This is a genomic window from Candidatus Leptofilum sp. (genome assembly GCF_965223525.1).
In the GTDB taxonomy this organism is placed as follows: domain Bacteria; phylum Chloroflexota; class Anaerolineae; order Promineifilales; family Promineifilaceae; genus Leptofilum.
The window spans coordinates 1,433,837-1,449,518 of the sequence record NZ_CBDCWX010000005.1; the positions used below are offsets into that span (position 1 = coordinate 1,433,837).

General features: G+C 54.6%; 14 protein-coding genes. 5 read left to right on the top strand and 9 right to left on the bottom strand.

The features are described from left to right. Positions 1-121: 121 nt before the first annotated feature. The gene (locus ACOQPM_RS11665; RefSeq protein ID WP_420629434.1) at positions 122-1,051 is read right to left on the bottom strand and encodes a hypothetical protein; all 930 of its coding nucleotides are present in this window, start codon (positions 1,049-1,051) and stop codon (positions 122-124) included. 228 nt (positions 1,052-1,279) lie between these two features. Continuing rightward, positions 1,280-1,720 (bottom strand): pyridoxamine 5'-phosphate oxidase family protein, encoded by a 441-nt coding sequence (locus tag ACOQPM_RS11670; RefSeq protein WP_420629435.1) that lies wholly within the window; start codon positions 1,718-1,720, stop codon positions 1,280-1,282. Between the two features lie 205 nt (positions 1,721-1,925). Here ACOQPM_RS11670 and ACOQPM_RS11675 point away from each other — a divergent pair, with 205 nt between their 5' ends. Next, complete coding sequence (locus ACOQPM_RS11675) at positions 1,926-2,948, top strand: ABC transporter substrate-binding protein (RefSeq protein WP_420629436.1); 1,023 nt, start codon at positions 1,926-1,928, stop codon at positions 2,946-2,948. A gap of 238 nt (positions 2,949-3,186) precedes the next feature. Beyond that, positions 3,187-4,014, top strand: coding sequence for an ABC transporter permease (locus ACOQPM_RS11680; protein ID WP_420629437.1), 828 nt, complete (start codon positions 3,187-3,189; stop codon positions 4,012-4,014). A 62-nt stretch (positions 4,015-4,076) separates the two neighbouring features. On the opposite strand, the gene ACOQPM_RS11685 is transcribed toward ACOQPM_RS11680, so the two are convergent. The 3 genes from ACOQPM_RS11685 to ACOQPM_RS11695 all read right to left on the bottom strand — a co-directional run bounded on the left by ACOQPM_RS11685 (position 4,077) and on the right by ACOQPM_RS11695 (position 8,875). Beyond that, positions 4,077-6,149, bottom strand: a complete 2,073-nt coding sequence (locus ACOQPM_RS11685; protein ID WP_420629438.1) for an ABC transporter permease — start codon at positions 6,147-6,149, stop codon at positions 4,077-4,079. Positions 6,150-6,288: 139 nt separating this feature from the next. Beyond that, on the bottom strand, positions 6,289-7,320 hold the full coding sequence (locus ACOQPM_RS11690; protein ID WP_420629439.1) for a quaternary amine ABC transporter ATP-binding protein: 1,032 nt from the start codon (positions 7,318-7,320) through the stop codon (positions 6,289-6,291). 64 nt (positions 7,321-7,384) lie between these two features. Beyond that, positions 7,385-8,875 carry a GMC family oxidoreductase gene (locus tag ACOQPM_RS11695; RefSeq protein WP_420629440.1) on the bottom strand — a complete coding sequence of 497 codons (1,491 nt, stop codon included), beginning with the start codon at positions 8,873-8,875 and terminating at the stop codon, positions 7,385-7,387. A 160-nt stretch (positions 8,876-9,035) separates the two neighbouring features. Here ACOQPM_RS11695 and ACOQPM_RS11700 point away from each other — a divergent pair, with 160 nt between their 5' ends. From ACOQPM_RS11700 to ACOQPM_RS11710, 3 genes are read left to right on the top strand one after another with little or no spacing between them, the layout of a single operon-like run. Next, complete coding sequence (locus ACOQPM_RS11700) at positions 9,036-9,734, top strand: lysophospholipid acyltransferase family protein (RefSeq protein WP_420629441.1); 699 nt, start codon at positions 9,036-9,038, stop codon at positions 9,732-9,734. Between the two features lie 56 nt (positions 9,735-9,790). Then, entirely contained in the window at positions 9,791-10,957 is a 1,167-nt protein-coding gene (locus ACOQPM_RS11705) for a glycosyltransferase family 4 protein (RefSeq protein WP_420629442.1), read from the top strand. A 16-nt stretch (positions 10,958-10,973) separates the two neighbouring features. Then, positions 10,974-11,204 (top strand): hypothetical protein, encoded by a 231-nt coding sequence (locus tag ACOQPM_RS11710; protein ID WP_420629443.1) that lies wholly within the window; start codon positions 10,974-10,976, stop codon positions 11,202-11,204. A 22-nt stretch (positions 11,205-11,226) separates the two neighbouring features. Here the strand turns inward: ACOQPM_RS11710 and ACOQPM_RS11715 are convergent, their stop codons facing one another. From ACOQPM_RS11715 to ACOQPM_RS11730, 4 genes are all read right to left on the bottom strand, one after another. Next, positions 11,227-11,802: an AAA family ATPase gene (locus ACOQPM_RS11715; protein WP_420629444.1), complete on the bottom strand. Its 576-nt coding sequence runs from the start codon at positions 11,800-11,802 to the stop codon at positions 11,227-11,229. Between the two features lie 213 nt (positions 11,803-12,015). After that, complete coding sequence (locus ACOQPM_RS11720) at positions 12,016-13,215, bottom strand: M20 family metallopeptidase (RefSeq protein ID WP_420629445.1); 1,200 nt, start codon at positions 13,213-13,215, stop codon at positions 12,016-12,018. 71 nt (positions 13,216-13,286) lie between these two features. Then, positions 13,287-14,225 carry a nucleoside hydrolase gene (locus tag ACOQPM_RS11725; protein ID WP_420629446.1) on the bottom strand — a complete coding sequence of 313 codons (939 nt, stop codon included), beginning with the start codon at positions 14,223-14,225 and terminating at the stop codon, positions 13,287-13,289. A gap of 66 nt (positions 14,226-14,291) precedes the next feature. Beyond that, positions 14,292-15,605 carry an amidohydrolase family protein gene (locus ACOQPM_RS11730; protein WP_420629447.1) on the bottom strand — a complete coding sequence of 438 codons (1,314 nt, stop codon included), beginning with the start codon at positions 15,603-15,605 and terminating at the stop codon, positions 14,292-14,294. Positions 15,606-15,682: the final 77 nt, after the last annotated feature.

Consider the following 15,682-nt stretch of genomic DNA (forward strand, 5'->3'; position numbering starts at 1 on the left):
CGATTTTACCCAACCCCGCAGCTTTGACGATTTCGCCATTTTAACGAATAAAGCAAAGATAATAGAAGAAATAGCTGTTTGCTCCAATTGTCTAACAGCGTTTAGCTTTAGTGCTCCCTTGTTAAGTTTTCTTTTGGATTTCAGAATCCGTTATTAGCTTTCTGATTGCTATATTACCTTCGCCTTCTTTCTCTGGGATAATTTGTCTTACCTCTATGGTATCCAATATTAATTGAATACCATTCTCTGTTTGCGTTCTGGATTTAGTGTTAATCATTAAACCCAAGGTTCTATTTTGAGGAACCTCGAATGTACCCATGTGTGCCAAGTATATGGATGACGTAAACGGCTCTTGAGTATATCCAAATTCTTCCAGTATTGATTCAACTAAATCATTGATCGCCAGGAAGCCTTTAGACAATGTATTGAAAGCATCATTCTCCTCTCTATAAGTGAAATTCTTAATTGATTTACGCTCTGGATTATCAGGAAGCAGAATAAGAATCTGCCCAGGATCATTTTCAAAATGAAAGTAGGAATGATCAACTAGCGCAAAATGGTGCTCATTTACATCACGCAAATCTCTTATGTATTTGCCACCATTTAACCAATATTTATTTACTTGATCACTAACACCTTTACTAAATCCATATGTAGCCAGCCCTTTTTTAAACGCCTTATTCAAGCTAGAAGGAACAGCTCTTTTTATGCCTTCGATTTTTTGAAAAATACCAATTAATTCATTTTGTAAGATAACAAGAAGAGTAAGGCAGGCCGGTATCTGCGAATAAACAAAAAATAACGGTTCTGCGGAAACAGCAATTCTGCTGCTCGAATCAAATTCAATCTGCTTGATATAGTTTCTTACCAATAAAACAGTTTGTTCTTCTGCTACGTACATATTTCTTAGTGAGGCAAGAATGCAAGAAGAACGGTATAAGAAATGCTCTAACCGATTAGCAAATGGTTCATCTTCTCCGCTTGCCCTTAGCAACGTGTTAAGCCTTTGAAAGACACCGTATTCATTTAGTAGATTTGGTTGGTACCTCATGTAAAAACCTTAAAACTCATGTTGCACTGCGAAGACATGAACTAGATGCTTAATAATATAGACCGTTTAAACTGCAAACCTTTACTGATAATACCGCAAATGCCATACGGCCGTTCCCTCAATCACTTCCTCCTGCAAATACAGTAATCGTGCCATCGCCTTCCGTAGAATGTTTCATGCACTTGCAGAGGTCTTTCTGTCCAACGTGGGGCGATGGGGGAGGCAATTCTAATCTACAGCACGCCAGCGTTGCGGGTGCGGTGTACCCTCAACGTACACGTTCATAAAAGCAAAGTTGACAGTGAGCAAAAACAAAATGTAACGATCTTTTGGACTGTAAGAGGACACCTGTACTGCCTGCTTTCGTACCGCTGGGTCTTGGAGCAGTACAGCTTGCCCACGAACGTAAAACTCACCACCACCGCCGCCTGTATCTTCTACGGAGCAGTGCAGCGTGTAGCGCGGGTCGCGCTGCAAATCTTTGCCTTTGGGCGATGTAGGCTCCATGAACAGAAATAGCTGCTCGCCGATGATGGGTGTTACCGGATGCACACGGGGGCTGCCATCGGCGCGGACAGTACCCAGATAGGCCACACCGCTTTGAAAACGAGCTTGCCCAAAGTCAGCAAGATTTGGGGCTTGTTGAGCAAATTCTTTCCAGCTTAACATCTTGTCTCCTTTGATATTCAGCCACGAGGCCATTGCCAGAGGTTATTCAATTCAGTTACCGATGGGGGCAAGTATACACAAAGTTGGGCAACGGCCGTTGCCCAGCACAAAATGAATAGTTCGCATGATATATCGTCACCGAAGATTTTGACTGCTATACTCCACAATCACCATTAGTAAATCTTAAGCGAGGAAGGAGAAACTCATGAAAACCAATTGGAAGTATGCAGCTTTGATTCTTTTATTGCTTGCCGCCTTACTGCTCGCCGCTTGTGGCACTGGTGGCGACGAACCCACGGCAGACGGCGACGAAACAACCACCAGCGATGAAGCAACCGACAGCGAAGATGCCACCACATCGGAAGAGAAAATGACCATCATTTTGATTGCAAATTCCTGGTCAGCCTCTGAATTAAATATCGCCGTAGCTAAAAACCTGCTGGAAAACGAGCTGGGCTATCCTGTAGAAGTTGTCTCGCTGGATGAAAACGCCCAATGGCCTGCCCTGGCTGCGGGCGATGCCCACGCCAGCCTGGAAGTGTGGCCTTCTGGTCATGCCGCCAACGTGGAAGAGTACATTGATGGCTCAGGCACCGTAGAAAATGGCGGGCTGCTTGGCCCGGTCGGCCGCATTGGCTGGTACATGCCTGCCTACATGCTCGACCAAAATGCAGATTTGGCAACCTGGGAAGGCTTTACCAGTGACGAGGCGGCGGCACTCTTTGCCACGGCCGAAACAGGTGATGCGGGCCAATTCCTGGGTGGCGACCCCAGCTTTGTGCAGTACGATGGCGACATCATCAATAATTTGGGAATGCAGTTTGAAGTGGTATTTGCCGGATCCGAGGAAGCAATTTTAGCGCAGCTAGACTCCGCTTACAGCCGGGAAGAGCCAGTGCTGTTCTACTTCTGGACGCCCCATTCTATTCACGCCAAATATGAGCTAACGCGCGTGGAACTACCCGAATACAGCGATGATTGCTACGCTGAAGCTGATTCCGGCGGCGTAGATTGCGACTATCCGGGCGACGATCTGTTCAAAATCTTCTGGTCTGGCTTGGCAGAGGCCGCGCCGGATGCCCACACGCTGCTGACTAACATGAGCTACAGCACCGAGGATCAGATCAGCATGATTGCGGCCGTAGAAATTGACGGGCAATCGGTGGAAGAGGCGGCGCAGGCGTGGTTGGATGCCAACGAAGATGTGTGGCGGGCTTGGCTACCGTAAAAATTGACTTAAATCGTTTGCATTTTTGCGGACAATAAAACTGAAAGTGAAGCGGGTTGCTGCTCAAGCAAAAACCCGCTTTTTTCTTGTGATGATTTAATTAGCCACAGAGCCACAGAGAGTTTAGAGATAAGCAGACGTTTAGATGACAGTCACTTTCAAAGTGACTGCCATCTGTAGTAAATCTCTTTTGCCTCTGTGCTCTCTGTGGCAAGAAATAATAGATGCGTGTCTTTTGATGATGGCAGGGCAACAAACAGATTCTTCACGTTCGGGGCGATGGATTGGCTGGGTAACGGCCGTTCTCACCTTCATCATGTCGCTTTTCCTCATCTTGCCGCTGGTGGGTTTGGTGTGGCGAGCGACGACATTGCCGGTAACGGCCGTTCTGAACCAAAGCAACCTCGCTAGTGCCATCCTGCTCAGCTTGACGACTACAGCTATCAGCGTGCTGCTTATCATCCTGTTCGGGACGCCGCTGGCGTATGTGCTAGCGCGGTATCCGCTACGCTTCAAGCGATTGCTCACCGTTTTCATCGAGCTGCCGATTGTGATGCCGCCAGTCGTGGCCGGGCTGGGGCTGCTGGCCGTGTTTGGCCGACGCGGGCTGCTGGGGCTACCGCTGGCCGAGTTGGGGATTACGATTACGTTTTCAGGAACGGCCGTGGTGCTGGCTCAGATTTTTGTCGCCTCCCCCTTTTACATTCGCGCTGCCCAAAGCCGCTTTGCGGCTTTCCCCCGCGAATTTGAGGATGCAGCAGAGGTAGATGGTGCCAATCGCTGGCAAATATTTCGCCACATCATGCTGCCCCTCAGCCGCAACGGACTGCTGGCCGGGCTTATTCTTAGCTGGGCGCGGGCGCTGGGGGAGTTCGGCGCGACGATTTTGTTTGCCGGAAATTTGCAAGGCACTACCCAAACGATGCCGCTGCTGGTCTATGCTTCGCTGGAGCGCGACCTGCGCGTTACCTTCATCACCGCGCTCATTTTGCTGGGGTTGGCGGTGGTGGCCTTTGGTATCACTCGCTGGCTCACGGGACTGGATGATCTTGAGAGGTGGGGGTAAATTATTGCGTATTTCGTAACCAGACCCTACGCAATACGAAATACGCAATATTCCATAACCGTTTACGGTTTACTGCCCCCCGAACTCCGCGCTGCGCCTGCCAGCAGCAGCCGATCAATCACCACCGCCAAAATCACAATCGCCACCCCCGCCTCGATGCCCTGCCCAAGCTGGTTGCGGGCCAGGCCATTGACCGCTTCCAGCCCCAAACCCGCGCCGCCCACCATGCCCGCCACCACCACCATTGCCAGCACCATCATCACTGTTTGGTTGATGCCCGCCATGATGGACGGGAGCGCGAGGGGAAGCTGCACTTTGAGCAGCAGTTGGCGACTGGTGGAGCCAAACGCCTGGGCTGCTTCCACCGCCTCTGGGCTGGCTTGGCGGATGCCCAAATTGGTTAATCGAATGGCGGGGGGCAGGGCGTACAGCACCGAGGCCATGATGCCCGGTACGCGCCCCACGTTGAACAGCATCACGACCGGCACCAGATAGACAAAGGCGGGAATCGTTTGCAAAAAGTCGAGGGTGGGGCGCAAAACGGCCGCTACCGTATCACTCTTGGCTGCCCAAATGCCCAGCGGCAGGGCGATGATGAGCGCAAAGAAAACGGCCACAATGACCTGACTCAGCGTGACCAGCGCCAGCTCCCACATGCCCAGCAGCCCCACGCCAAAAAGCACCACCGCGCTACCCACCGCCAACCGCCAGCCAGAGACCCAGTAGCCCAGCAGAGCCACTAGCAAAATCAGCGCGGGCCAGGAGAGGAATTCCTGGAAGAAGGCATCGAGCGGATCGAGCAGTTGCAGGATGACAAAGTTGCTAAACGGCCGTGTTCCCAGCAAAAACGGCCCCAGTTCAAACTCAAACAAATTGTCGCGCACCCAAAGAACGGCCGTATCCACCGGGTCTTGCAAATTGAGCCGCCATGTTTCGGGGAAGGTTGTCCAATCGAAGGTGCGCCCCAGCCAGAGCAGGGCGCCCAGCAAAATGAGGCTGGCAAACAGGTAAGCGTGGCGCGTCACAAAGTCGCTGCGGCTGAGGCTAGCCAATCGTGCCAACAGATCGCTACAGGTTGCGTATAGCCAATCTAAACCAGCTTCCAGTCGGATAATGAGTTGGTTGGTTTGCCAGCTTTTGGGGAAGAGACGGCCGTTCATCACTCCCGCCCCCGTCCGATTGCGTTCCGACAGGGCTTCGCTGAGCCGATCCAGCAGCACCGCCAGGAAGACAATGGCCAGTCCTGCCTCCAGTGCCAGCCCCACGCGCAGGCTACGCAGCGCATCCAGCACCACGCCCCCCAGCCCCGCTGCGCCAATCATCGCCGCAATCACGACAATGCCCAAGGCCATCATAATGGTTTGGTTGACGCCAGCCATGATAGTGGGCAACGCAAGCGGGAGCTGCACCTTGAACAAAATTTGGCGCGGCGTCGCCCCAAACGAACGAGCCGCTTCCACCGTCTCCTTGTCCACCTCGCGGATGCCCAGCGTAGTGAGCCGGATGGCGGGCGGCAGGGCGTAGATAATGGTGGCGACGGCACTGGGCACGCGGGCAATGCCAAAAAAGAGCACCACCGGCAGCAGGTAAACAAAGGCGGGCATTGTTTGCATGGCGTCGAGGAACGGCCGTAACCCCCGTTCCACCTTGGCATTCCGTGCCGCCCAAATGCCCAGCGGAATGCCGATGAGCAGGGCGATGAGTACGGAGACGGTCATCAAGGCCAGGGTTTGCATGCTTTCTGGCCACAGCCCCACCAGCCCCATAAACAGCAGACAGAAGGTGGTGAGCAACGCCAGCCGCAAATTGGACGCTTTCTGTGCGAGCAGGAAGACGGCCGTCCCCAACACAGGCCAGGGCAGCCACAGCAAAAAGGTCTCGGCACGGCGCAAGGCAAAGTCCAACCCGTCGCTAACCGGTTCAAAAAAGTAGAGGAAGAGCGGGTGGGTGGTGCGGTTGCGAATGGACCACTGCTTAAACGTGTCCAGCGGCTCGCGCAGGCGCACGTCCCACGCCTCCGGGAACAGGTTCAGGCTCACGGCAAAATGATGCACCAGCAGCAGCCCTACCAGCAAAACCAGGCCAATGAGGAGGTACGGCCGTTTCTCATGTGGCTTTCGAGATTCAGCGTGCATGAGCGGTCTCAAAAAAGCGGAACACGGAGAACCACAGAGAAGCGCGGAGCTTCACAGAGGATTTTCTACTCCCCGTGTAACTCCAAGCAACCGATAGGTTGCACGCCTCCGTGAAGCTCTGTGTTCCTAAAAAATACACTCAATTACCCTCCGACAGTGCTTGCAAAACGGCCGTTCTATCTACCATGCCAATCACACAGCCCTCGTCGTCTAAAACGGCCAGCGCATCGGGGGAAACGGCCGTTAACCCAATAAGCTTCTCCAGCGTCGTATCGGCGTGTACCGACACGTGATCCCCATCCGCATCCGTCGCCGCCACTGTCATGATCGTTTTGGCCGTGATAATTTTGATACGTGGCACGTCGCGGGTGAATTCCCGCACGTAATCGTTTAGCGGATGAGCCACAATCTCTTCTGGCCTGCCCATCTGCACAATCTCCCCGTCCTTCATAATGGCAATATGATGTCCCAGCTTAAGTGCCTCCAAAAAGTCGTGGGTGATGAACACCAGCGTCTTGTTGAGCGTTTTTTGCAGCCGCAGCAGCTCATCCTGCATCTCCCGCCGGATGAGCGGGTCTAACGCGCTAAACGGTTCGTCGCACAGCAAAATTTCTGGATCAACCGCCAGGGCGCGGGCCAGACCCACCCGCTGCTGCATTCCGCCGCTTAGCTCATGCGGAAAATGCTGCTCCCAGCTTTTCAGCCCCACCATTGCCAAAATTTGCCGCGCCTGGTCGTGCCGTGCGGCTTTTTTGATGCCCTGCACTTCCAGGCCATAGGCCACGTTGTCCAAAACGGAGCGGTGAGGGAACAGCCCAAACCGCTGGAACACCATGCTCATTTTGTGGCGGCGCAGTTCACGCAGTTGAGCCTCGTCAAAGGCCACGACGTTTTGCCCATCTACAATAATTTCGCCCTCGGTGGGTTCAATGAGCCGGGACAGGCAGCGAATCAGCGTAGATTTACCGCTGCCAGAAAGCCCCATCACCACAAAAATTTCCCCTGGCCGCACGTCAAACGAGACATCACGCACGGCAACCACATGCCCTGTCTGCGCCAAAATCTCACTGTGGGTAAGCCCTTGGTTGAGCAACGGCCGTACCATCGCCGGATTCGGCCCAAAAATCTTCCAAACCTTGCGGCAGGAGATGGTGAATTGTGGCTCACTCATGAAAAATCCTTAAAAGTTTGCAAGTGAGCAAGTATGCAAGTTCGCTCGCCACTTGCATACTTGCTCACTTGCCACTCAAAAAGTCCGCACACCGCTCCCCGATCACAAAGCAGGTCAAATTCGGGTTCACGCCAATCATGGTGGGGAAGATGGAGGCATCGGCGACGCGGATGTTTTCTAGGCCACGCAGGCGCAGTTGGGGATCGACAACGGCCGTTTCATCCCCATCCGCCCCCATTTTGCACGTTCCCGCCGGATGGTACACCGTGTTGGCCGTCCGCCGCACGTATTGCGAGATGGCTTCGTCCGTCTGCACCGCTGGCCCCGGCGACAGCTCCCGGGCAATCCATGATTTTAGTGCGGGCTGTGCCGCTAGTTCACGTGCCAGCTTAATGCCAGCCACCAAAACCTGTTCGTCGTGGCCATCTGGGTCGGTGAAGTAGCGGAAATCAATGCGCGGCGGGTCAGCAGGGTTGGCTGAGCGCAGCCGCACCGTACCCTGGCTTTTGGCGCGAGCTACGTTGGGCGTAAGGGCAAAGCCGTTGGTCGTCGTTGGGTATCCTGCCGGCACGGTGTTCACATCGAACGGCTCCGTGCCAAAGTGGAACATCAAATCGGGCAGTTCCAGCCCCGGCTGCGTGTTGGCAAATAGTCCCAACTCCCAAAGCTGCGTTGTCTCCTGCGGGACGGGTCGGGAGGCTTCCCAATTGATCACGCCTTCGGGATGGTCCAACAAATTCTCGCCCACGCCAGGTAGGTGATGCTGCACCGGGATGCCCACCTCTTGCAAATGCTCCGCCGGGCCAATGCCAGAGAGCAGCAGCAGTTTGGGCGTATCAAACGCGCCGCAGCACAAGATGATCTCACGCTCGGCGTAAATCACCCCGTTTGCCGTTTGCACGCCGATGGCGCGACGGCCGTCTAGCAACACGCACTCTACAAAACAGTGGGTAAACAGGGTGAGCCGCTGCCCCCACTGCGCCAGCGGATGCAAATAGGCCACCGAGCTGGAGTGGCGTACCCTACCCTGCTTGTTGAGCATAAACCAGCCCACGCCTGGCTGATTGATGTTCCCGGCAAAATTATGTGCTGGGAAGCCGGCCGCCTGTGCCGCCGCAAAAAAGGCGCGACCCAATTCATTGACGGGCTCTGGGAATTCCAGATTTACTTTTTCACAGACGCGCTGGATGAACGGCCGTACCGCCTCTGGCTCCCACCCTTCAGCCCCAGCGTCTTCCCAAATGCGTAAATCTTCATCTGGCGGCCAAAAGGCAATGCAAGAGTTGTGCGAGCTGCTTCCGCCCAACATTTTGCCCCGTGCGTGCCGGATACGGCCGTTGCCTCGCGTCTGTGGCTCAATGCGATAATCAAAATCGAGGTCGGTTTGCAGCAAATTGGGCCAGTTTCTCAGCGTCAGAATCGCCTCGTTTCCTTCGTCGCTGGGGCCAGCTTCAAGAAGTGCCACGCGCATACCCGGCTGCTCGGCCAGCCGCGCCGCCACCACAGCACCTGCCGTGCCGCCGCCCACTACGATGTAATCAAATTGGCTTTTCATCAATTGATACCCTCAGCAAAGTTTCTGTAGTTTACCTAAAATCTCACGCAAAGTCGCAAAGTCACTGATTTTTTAAGTACCTTGGCGTCTTTGCCTGAATTATTCCCCTTACCATGATGCAAGTTGTACCAAAACGGAGAGCTTATATAATTTTGCAACTATGTTTCTCAGGATTCTCCGATTTGTTTGCCGCTTCATCTTGCGGATTATTGCTCGAATTGATAAATCTGAATTGGATCGCATTCCAGCGACGGGTGCGTGTTTGGCCGTCAGCAACCATTTGGGACGACTGGATGCGATGCTGGCAATGGTTTTGTCTGACCGGGACGACATCATCATGATGGTGGCGGAAAAGTACCAAGCGTACTGGATTTGGCGTTGGACGGCGCGTAAGTTGGACGCGCTTTGGCTGGATCGGCACAATGCCGATTTCCGTACCCTGCGCGAAGTGCAAAAGCGGCTCAAGGCAGGTGGTATTGCGGCCGTTGCGCCCGAAGGCACGCGCAGCCCCACAGGGCAGATGCAGCCGGGCAAACCAGGGGCGGCATACCTGGCGGCAAAAACAGGCGTCCCCATTATTCCCGTAGCCATCACGGGGACAGAAGATAAGGTGGTGTACGGCCGTCTCAAACGATTCCAGCGACTAGAGATCACCATTCGCGTCGGCGAGCCATTCTCCTTGCCGTCACTGCCCCGCAAAAATAAAGATGAATTCTTGCAGCAAAGCACCGATGAGATGATGTGCCGCATCGCCGCCCTGCTGCCGCCGGAGTACCGAGGCGTTTATGCCGAGCATCCCCGTTTGCAAGAATTGCTAGTCGCCCAAATGGATTTGATGGAAAAGGAGATTGGAGACTAGAGATTGGAGACTGGATTAAGAAAATCTCCAGTCTCTAATCTCCAGTCCCTCCCCAAATGCGTATTGCAATGGTTGGCCCCTTCGGCCTTCACCCCAACAAAACGATGGCGAGCCGGGCCATGGGGTTGGCACGGCCGTTGGCCCAGCAAGGCCACGCCGTCAAAATCTTCATGCCTCCCTGGCAAACCCCCGAAGAAGCAGACAAAAGTTGGCAGGAAGATGGCGTAGAGATGCGCTATGTGCCGCTGCGCGGAGGCGTGCTGGGCATCGCTCGGCGGCTGGTGCGCGAGGTGCTGGCTTGGCAGCCGGACGTGGTTCACTGCTTCAAGCCGAAGGCGTACAGCGGGCTTGTGGCCTGGTGGCTGTGGCATTTTCACCGTTCCAAGCTGCGCCTCATCATGGACACGGATGATTGGGAAGGCTGGGGCGGCTGGAACGAGTTGGCGCCGTACACGCCGTTGCAAAAACGCTTTTTCGCTTGGCAAGAGCGATGGGGAATGCGCCACTGCCACGCCCTCACTGTGGCCAGTCGGGCACTGCAAACGCTGGCTTGGGGCATGGGGCTGCCGCCGGAGCGGGTGGTTTATGTGCCGAATGGTTCCGGTATTCGGTATTCGGTAATCAGTAATGTCGCTCTGCGACCGCTTCGCGTACGGTTATCGGATAGGCCAACGGTGTTGGTTTATAGTCGGTTGTTTGAGTTTGAAACGGGGCGATTGGTTGAGATTTTAAGAGGGGTGGTTACGGCCGTTCCGCAATTACGCATTCTCATGGTGGGGGCGGGGCTATACGAGGCGGATGCGGCTAACTTCCAGCAGCAGGCAGAGGCGGCGGGCATTTGGGAGGCCATCGAAGACGCAGGTTGGGTGGAGCCGGAGCAGTTGCCTGCTTTGCTGGGGCAAGCCCACGCGGGCATCTACCTGATGGAAGATACGCTGCTCAATTGCACCAAATGCCCAGTTAAGTTAGCCGACATGCTGGCGGTAGGTGTCCCCGTTGTGGCCGAGGCGGTAGGGCAGGTGGGGGAGTATGTTGTGAACGGCCGTTCCGGGACCACCTTCCCCACAGGCGACATTACAAACATCACCAATGAACTCATCCACATCTTGCAAAACCATGAATTACAGGCCAAACTTTCCACCGGAGCCAAAGCGCACATCGAAGAAAAGTTCAGTTGGAATCATTTGGCGGAGCGATTGCTAGCCATCTACCAAAAAGATTGAAATAACAGATCAACATATGAGCGATAAATTCAAAAACCAAAGAACTGTTTATGCAGTTATCAGAATTGATGAATATGAAAATGTGCCAGATGAGCGTCGGATACTTGTGAAAGAAATTCTGTATGATATTGAACTAGCAAAAGCTGAAGTTAAGAGATTGAATTTACTTAACTCAGATAAAGCTTGTAACTATTTCTGGCAATCAACTCGACTGTATCCAGAAGGCACTTCCGCAGGTTCAGATTGATTATCTTCTTGAGCGACGATTTTTAATCCCAAGCACCCTCTTCGAGTAATTTTGTGATGTAATCGCGGTAGGTGGTGTCCCGATTGGACAGTTCGGGGGCGATTTTTGCGCCTTCGGCCCAAAAATGTGCGCGGCCACGTCCCATCTGCTGGCCGTCGCCAGTGTGCATGTCCAGAGCATAGTCGGGGATAGTGGGGCGTAGTGTGCCAGCGGCCACGCCGTGGATCATCCAGTTGATCATCTCATCGCTGGAGCGGTCTTTTTGGGCCGCGCACAGGTAGCGCACAGCGTGGACGGCAAACAGTTTACGTTCAGCGACGCTGCGATCCATGCGAGCCAGCATTTGTACCAGCGCGTTGATCAGCACCGGAGCCTGCGGGTCGCCAAAGCCAATATCTTCCACAGAAATAATCATGAGTCGCTGCCAGAGGTAATCTTCCATAGCAGGGCTGGTGAGCACCATTTCGTAGGCGAGCAGTGCGGCGTTTTCACTGTTGCCGCGCCGGATTTCTTTTTGCAGGGCAGAGATGACGTGATCGGCAGGGAAGCCGTGAATGGTGGTGACATCTTGCCAGGGGTCGCGGGGTAAATTAGACATGATTTTCTCCTGATTGTGTGGTGGTAAGGGCAAGGCAATCGGCCAAAATATTGACTCAAAAAAACCATCTTCGCACCGATTGCCTCGCCCAACATTATCGCAAACCATCATTCCCGGCACGCGCACAGATGGTGGTTTTTGTGGCAAATGGGCGAGGCGGTTGGATGGGATTTGTATTCAGTTTTGTGGTAGATCGAGGCCAACCGCCTCGCCCTACGAAAGGTAATCTGAAATGATGGTGGCGTAGATGACAGCCGTTTCCATCAAACTATCCATCGCCACCCATTCATCCGGGGCATGGGCATTGTCACCTGTAGGGCCAAAGCCGGGCAGGGTGGGAATGCTCGCATTGATGAGCATGTACCCTTCGTTGGCTGGGCCTGCGCCGCGAATGGGCCACGCTTTGCCTGTGAGGGCCTGGGCGTGCCGCTGGGCAATTTGCGCCAGGGGGTGCTCGGCGGGGATGGCAGCGGCGGGCAGGCGGTTTTTTACCTGGATGTCCACGCGCAAACCGGGTCGGTTGGCACATTCAGCGCCGATAATGCCTTGCACGGCATCCAGCACAGCTTCCGGGGTTTGGCCGGGCATGAGGCGGCAATCTATGACGGCCGTTGCCGCACCAGGCACCATGCTCTCAAATTCGCCACCGCTGAACAGCGTGCCGGGGGTCATGGTAAAACCCAGATGATCGAAGGCGGAATGTGGCTCGTAGGGCAATTGCAATTGTTCCAATTGGAGCAATATCGCGGCCAGCCCGGTGACGGCGTTGACGCCACCTTCGCCTCGGCTCCATTGGTCGCTGCCGGAATGGACGGCCGTTCCCTGCGCTGTCAGCACTAGCCGCAACAATCCCCGATGCCCCACACAAACGATGTCGCTGGCGTAGGTGTAAATCGCGCCCTGCACGGGCAAATGCCCTTCGTCCAGTAAGTAGCGCACGCCCAAATCGCTGCTGGCTCCGGACTCTTCATCGGCGACGCCTGCCAAAACGAGCGTGACGTCATGGGGATTTAGCTTCCCCTCATCACGCAAAGCAGCAAGCGTGTAAAGACCGATAGCCAACCCGGCTTTGTTATCTGCCGTGCCGCGCCCGTAAAGACGGCCGTTCCGCACCACAGGCTCAAAGGGCGGCGAAGTCCACTGGCTGGTGTCTCCGGCAGCCACGGTGTCCATGTGGCCGATGAGGGCAAAGCCACGTGATCCATTGCCCCAACGCACCAGCGCATTGGGGCGTAGTGGCTCTTTGGCAACTAGACGGCCGTCCAGTTCCAAATTCTCCGCTTCGGCCACGATTCGTTCAGCCACGGCTTTTTCTGGGTGACGGCCGTTTACAGACTTCAGCCGCACCAAGTCCCGTAAAAAGGCTAGCAGCGGTGCTTCATACTTTTTAACAAGTGTTACCAATTCGTTCATGAATATTATTGCGTATTGCGTATTTCGTAAGTGACTCAAGCCTACGCAATACGAAATACGCAATATCCAGATTATCTCAACCCTTGTTCCATGAGGGCAAAAAAACGTTCACTGTCTACCTCTAGGATGATATTGCAGTTGGCAGTACGGCCGTTGCGTTGCCCCCAATCCACCGTCGTTTGCCCGCGTGTGTACATCCCTGTTAGCTCTACCGAGACGTGACGCTCTTCTGCCTTGAGGACGGCATCTGGTTCCAAGGCCACCACCATCGCCAGCGGATCTGCGCCAAACATCATCGTGCGCCCCATATATTTGGTGATGAACTCTAAAATTTTGGCGGAAATATCTTTGTAAAAGCGGGCTTTTGGCGTGTTGATGGCGTGCCATCGTTCAACTACGTCCTCCGGGATGCCGTGGCGCATCGTCGCTTCCCAATCAATTAGCTCAATGAGGCCGCCATACTGTTCCCACGCTTCAAACACCACGTGCGCCGCCTCTGGGTCGTGGTAGATATTGAATTCAGCGGAGACGTTGCTGGTGTTGCCGTGCGCTGTCACTGCGCCACCCATCACCACAAAGCGCCTTAGCTTTTCGGGCAAGGTTGGGTCTAATTTTAGTGCGACAGCGATGTTGGTGAGGGGGCCAATCGCCACCAATGTGTATTCACCCGGCGATTCATTGGCCATGCGGATGAGTGCCAGAGCCGCGTGTTCACTTTCTGGCTGGCGTGTTTTTGGCACGTAGCCGACATCGCCCAGGCCGTCTTCGCCATGGACAAAGGCGGCATCTTCCTGGAAGATGACTAGCGGCTTATCGCAGCCCGCGTAAACCGGCACGTCCTGCTCAATCATCTCGACGATGGTGAGGCTGTTGCGGAGGGTATGCTCTAACCCGACGTTGCCACCGACGGCCAGCAGCGCGGCAATGGTGGCGTTGGGATGGGCAGCAGCCATCAGGATGGCTTCGGCATCGTCTACGCCTGGGTCGGTGTCTATGATTAGTTTTTCCATGGTGATTTTTCTCCTGTTTTGCGTTTGTGGGAAAGGCGTATTGCGTAGTGCATATCCAAATGCTCGCTACGCACTACGCAATACGCTTAAATTTCGGTAGCTGTTTTCTAAATCCTGCCGGGCTTGTTGGTAGTTGATGGTTTGGAAACGGCCGTCTCTCAACAGCCATTCCCCCGCCACCATCACATCCCGGACGTGCATCCCGGAAATGGCGTAGACGAGGGCGGTGTACACATCTTGCCCGTTGCACGGCGTCCAGCCAATTTCGTCTAAATCCAGGGCGATGAGGTCAGCCTGTTTGCCCACTTCCAGCGAGCCAATTCCATCTGCCAAGCCAAGTGCCTGCGCCCCGCCGAGCGTCGCCATGTGCAAAATGGTGCGGGTGGGCAGGGCGTTGGGGGTGCGGTGGTGCAGTGCCATCAGCTTGCCTACAATTTGCATCTCTTTGAACATATCGTAGCTATTGTTGTTGGTCACGTTGTCGGTGCCGAGGGCAAGATTGATGCCCGCCGCTAACATGCCGCAAGCGTCAGCAACCCCAGCGGCGTTACGCATGGCGGAGGAGGGGTTGATAACGGCCGTAAACGGCACATCAGCCAGCAGCGGGTAATCTTCTGGCGGGAGGGTGAGGCAGTGGGCAGCCATGATGGGTCGCTGGAGCATGTTCATTTTGTGTAGCTGCTGGATGGCGGTACGGTCGTACTTCTCCCGGCAGTAACGGTCTTCCTCACCGCTGGTGCTGAGATGGATGTGGAAGCCAGTGTCAAACTCGATGGCCAAATCTAGCTCAATAGCCATCGCTGCTTCGCTGTTGTCTACAAAAAAGGCGTGGGGGCCGACCCAGCCCTCAATCAGTGGGTCATGGGCGACGGATTGCAAGAATTGGGTGGCGGCGTCCAGTTCTCGCTGGCGGGCTTCTTCTTCGCCTAGCTCCACCACGCCGTAACCCAACGCCGCCCGCATGCCGCTTTGTTGTACAGCGGGAACGATCTGCTCCATCCAGAAATATTGGTCAGCAAAGGTGGTGGTGCCGGTGCGGATCATCTCGGCGCAGGAGACGAGAACGGCCGCAGGAATCATCTCTGGTGTCATCACCTCTTCCACCACCCGGATGGTGTTGTACCAGCCCTCGAAGTTGAATAGGGAATGCCCCTCAGCCAGCCCGCGGAAAAGCACCATCGGCGTATGCGTGTGGGTATTGACCAGCCCCGGCATAAGCAGCTTATTACCCAAATCAACGGCCGTTCCCGCAAAATCGTCAGGAGGTGAAGATGTGATGGATTGGATACGGCCGTCTTCAATCAGCAAATAACCCGGCTCCAAAATCGTGTCCTGGGCATCCAAACAAACAACCTGAGCCGCTTTGAGCAATATTTTCATGGTTGTAAAAATTTGGCCGCGGATTTCGCGGATTGACGCGGATTTTTTCTGCTTTTAATCCCAATAATCCGCGAAAT

Coding starts and splice junctions, on each gene's coding strand:
- ACOQPM_RS11725 (WP_420629446.1), bottom strand. CDS start 14,225: ATGGAAAAACTAATCATAGACACCGACCCAGGCGTAGACGATGCCGAA.
- ACOQPM_RS11665 (WP_420629434.1), bottom strand. CDS start 1,051: ATGAGGTACCAACCAAATCTACTAAATGAATACGGTGTCTTTCAAAGG.
- ACOQPM_RS11720 (WP_420629445.1), bottom strand. CDS start 13,215: ATGAACGAATTGGTAACACTTGTTAAAAAGTATGAAGCACCGCTGCTA.
- ACOQPM_RS11690 (WP_420629439.1), bottom strand. CDS start 7,320: ATGAGTGAGCCACAATTCACCATCTCCTGCCGCAAGGTTTGGAAGATT.
- ACOQPM_RS11710 (WP_420629443.1), top strand. CDS start 10,974: ATGAGCGATAAATTCAAAAACCAAAGAACTGTTTATGCAGTTATCAGA.
- ACOQPM_RS11680 (WP_420629437.1), top strand. CDS start 3,187: ATGATGGCAGGGCAACAAACAGATTCTTCACGTTCGGGGCGATGGATT.
- ACOQPM_RS11705 (WP_420629442.1), top strand. CDS start 9,791: ATGCGTATTGCAATGGTTGGCCCCTTCGGCCTTCACCCCAACAAAACG.
- ACOQPM_RS11675 (WP_420629436.1), top strand. CDS start 1,926: ATGAAAACCAATTGGAAGTATGCAGCTTTGATTCTTTTATTGCTTGCC.
- ACOQPM_RS11730 (WP_420629447.1), bottom strand. CDS start 15,605: ATGAAAATATTGCTCAAAGCGGCTCAGGTTGTTTGTTTGGATGCCCAG.
- ACOQPM_RS11700 (WP_420629441.1), top strand. CDS start 9,036: ATGTTTCTCAGGATTCTCCGATTTGTTTGCCGCTTCATCTTGCGGATT.
- ACOQPM_RS11685 (WP_420629438.1), bottom strand. CDS start 6,149: ATGCACGCTGAATCTCGAAAGCCACATGAGAAACGGCCGTACCTCCTC.
- ACOQPM_RS11695 (WP_420629440.1), bottom strand. CDS start 8,875: ATGAAAAGCCAATTTGATTACATCGTAGTGGGCGGCGGCACGGCAGGT.
- ACOQPM_RS11715 (WP_420629444.1), bottom strand. CDS start 11,802: ATGTCTAATTTACCCCGCGACCCCTGGCAAGATGTCACCACCATTCAC.
- ACOQPM_RS11670 (WP_420629435.1), bottom strand. CDS start 1,720: ATGTTAAGCTGGAAAGAATTTGCTCAACAAGCCCCAAATCTTGCTGAC.